This window comes from Marinobacter sp. (genome assembly GCF_039977835.1).
Taxonomy (GTDB): Bacteria; Pseudomonadota; Gammaproteobacteria; order Pseudomonadales; family Oleiphilaceae; genus Marinobacter.
The window spans coordinates 1-2,285 of the sequence record NZ_JBDWCL010000061.1 but is presented as its reverse complement, the minus strand read 5'-3'; the positions used below and the strand labels follow the sequence as shown (position 1 = coordinate 2,285).

Sequence of the window (2,285 nt, the reverse complement as noted above, 5' to 3'; positions counted from 1 at the left end):
CAGTGCTCAACAGGATCATTCGCGCGCGTTGCTGCTCGGCTGCTGGCATCTGCCGGCGACGAACCCACGAACTAAGCTCTTCGCGTTCTTCGCCTGTAATGATCAAAGGAATAACGGGTCGACCCATTGCAGTAGCTCCATTGATGCTTTCTGCAATTATAACTATTCGACGAACTTTTGTTAAGGCACACTAGGTTGGTGATCGATACGTAGGCGCTTTGGCTGTTTTAGCGAATATTCCCATGCGCAATGCTATGACCGCCATCTGCATAGAGCGTTTGCCCTGTAAGCAGCATCGGGTCAATCCGGAGCATCATCGCGACAATTTCGCCAACCTCGGAGGGTTGGCTTGCGCGACCTATGGGTATCTGCCTTGATAAGTATGCCTGCACATCATCCCGTACCAGGTAGTCATAGTTCAGGTCGGTCTCAACGTAACCTGGGGCTAGGTTAATCACGGTAATGTTATCTCGCGCCCATTCGACCGCGAGTGACCGAGTTAGCGCATCGACTGCCGCTTTCGTCGCACTGTAGCAAGCATTGTGTGACGCGCCTAAGCGCGCGAAGAAAGACCCAATGTTAATAATGACGCCACCACCAGCTTCCTTCAGATACGGGTATGATTCCCTGCAAGCGCTGAACACTGCAAGAGTGTTGGTCCGTAGTAAATGCTCGAAATCTTCGGTGGCAAACTTGGCGCTTGGTCCCTGCGTATGAATCCCGGCGTTGTTTATCAACACGCGAAGCCCCCCCGGTTTTTTGGACAGCTCTGACAGGCAAGTGGAAATACTCGAATCATCGGTCACATCGCACTTCATTGGAAGCATTCGCCGTGTTGACTCCGCCGTTTCTTCGTAACCACTAGGTGCCAAGCCACTGCGCGACAGACAAGCAACCGTGTGTCCGTTTGCAAGTAATTTATTGGCAATGGCCGCCCCAACTCCTCTACTCGCACCGGTCACTGCGATCACACCTTCCTGAAAGAATGATTTTGAGTTCATGATTACCTTCTGTGTCGGTCAAAGTTAGTGCCCATCCAGAAATTAATAAGCAGTTGATTTTCAGTTAAAATTAGGAGGATGGATGAAAATAATCTTGGTTCTGATATGTTTTAAGTGCGAACCAAAAACAGCCAACAACCAAGAGGGTTCAGCATGCGAGAGACCCGCAATGCTTAAGCCAGTATATTCGAACATTACTCAGATCACGAGTATGGCGTCAGACTCCGGAAGCTGTCGGGGGGTCTGGATAGGCACCCGGAAATTCTTGAGCTTGTGACCGCAGATCTGATCGATGCGTCTGTTGCCGCCGTGGGGCGGACCGGCCTGAGCGCAGAAAGTGTTCTGCGTTGTCTGGTGTTAAGGCAACAACTGGGGTTTCATTTATCGGATGAAGTGGACCCAGAAATTTGGACAGGTGCCTAAGCTCTGAGTCATCATCTCCACAAGGAGGAGAATCATGAGCAAGAAACGCAAGCAATACAGCGCATCGTTCAAGTCCAAAGTCGCCCTGGCCGCCCTCAAGGGTGACCAGACTACATCTGAAATTGCAGCCCGATTTCAGATCCATCCGACCATGGTCAGCACCTGGAAACGCGAGCTGCTGGAGAATGCTCCGGACCTCTTCGAAGGCAAAAGAAAGTCCGGCAAACAGTCCAGCGAGCCCAGTTCTGACGAGCTTTATCGCGAGATCGGCCGACTGACGGTGGAACGCGATTTTTTGTCGCGCAAGCTCGATCAGTAAGCCGTCAACAGCGGTTGGCGATGATCGAGCGTGGTCATCCCCAAGTCAGCCTTGTGCGCCAGTGCAAGTTGCTCAAGCTGAGCCGCTCTTCGGTGTACTACGTCCCTCGTGAGCAGTGTCAGGAGGATCTGGATCTGATGTATCTGATTGATCAGCAACACCTGGAAACGCCGTACTACGGTTCCCGCAAGATGCGGGTCCACCTGGAACGCCAAGGCCACCGGATAAACCGCAAGCGGGTTCAACGCCTGATGCGCACCATGGGCATTCAGGCAGTGTATCCGCGGCCCAGGACAAGCATTCCGGGCGACGGGCACAAGGTTTATCCGTACCTGCTCAAAGGGCTGAAAATCGACCGTCCCAACCAGGTTTTGGCAACTGATCGGGTCCACCTCACCGTCCGTTATTACCCCAAGGGCCAGAACGGCCGGCCTCCCTATCCGCTGTCTGCCATGCTGCGAGTTCACTGCATGCAGCTGTTCTATAACCTGAGCGATCCGGCCATGGAAGACGCTCTGTACGAGATCGAATCCATGCGGCAC

General features: G+C 53.0%; 2 protein-coding genes and 3 pseudogenes. 4 read left to right on the top strand and 1 reads right to left on the bottom strand.

Going from position 1 to position 2,285, the window contains the following annotated elements:
* Positions 1–227 precede the first annotated feature (227 nt).
* Positions 228–1,001, bottom strand: a complete 774-nt coding sequence (locus tag ABJM11_RS17490) for an SDR family oxidoreductase (RefSeq protein ID WP_348300442.1) — start codon at positions 999–1,001, stop codon at positions 228–230.
* Between the two features lie 183 nt (positions 1,002–1,184).
* Between ABJM11_RS17490 and ABJM11_RS17485 the strand changes: the two are divergent.
* The 4 genes and pseudogenes from ABJM11_RS17485 to ABJM11_RS22550 form a co-directional block, all read left to right on the top strand.
* Positions 1,185–1,397: pseudogene (locus ABJM11_RS17485) on the top strand (ISNCY family transposase); the annotation flags it as partial.
* A gap of 61 nt (positions 1,398–1,458) precedes the next feature.
* Positions 1,459–1,743, top strand: coding sequence for a transposase (locus tag ABJM11_RS17480; RefSeq protein WP_348300440.1), 285 nt, complete (start codon positions 1,459–1,461; stop codon positions 1,741–1,743).
* Between the two features lie 20 nt (positions 1,744–1,763).
* Positions 1,764–2,024, top strand: a pseudogene (locus tag ABJM11_RS22555) (IS3 family transposase); the annotation flags it as partial.
* Between the two features lie 123 nt (positions 2,025–2,147).
* Positions 2,148–2,285: pseudogene (locus tag ABJM11_RS22550) on the top strand (transposase); the annotation flags it as partial.

What these genes read in the sequence shown, in the direction of transcription:
- ABJM11_RS17480 (WP_348300440.1), top strand. Translation starts at nt 1,459, where the DNA reads ATGAGCAAGAAACGCAAGCAATACAGCGCATCGTTCAAGTCCAAAGTC.
- ABJM11_RS17490 (WP_348300442.1), bottom strand. Translation starts at nt 1,001, where the DNA reads ATGAACTCAAAATCATTCTTTCAGGAAGGTGTGATCGCAGTGACCGGT.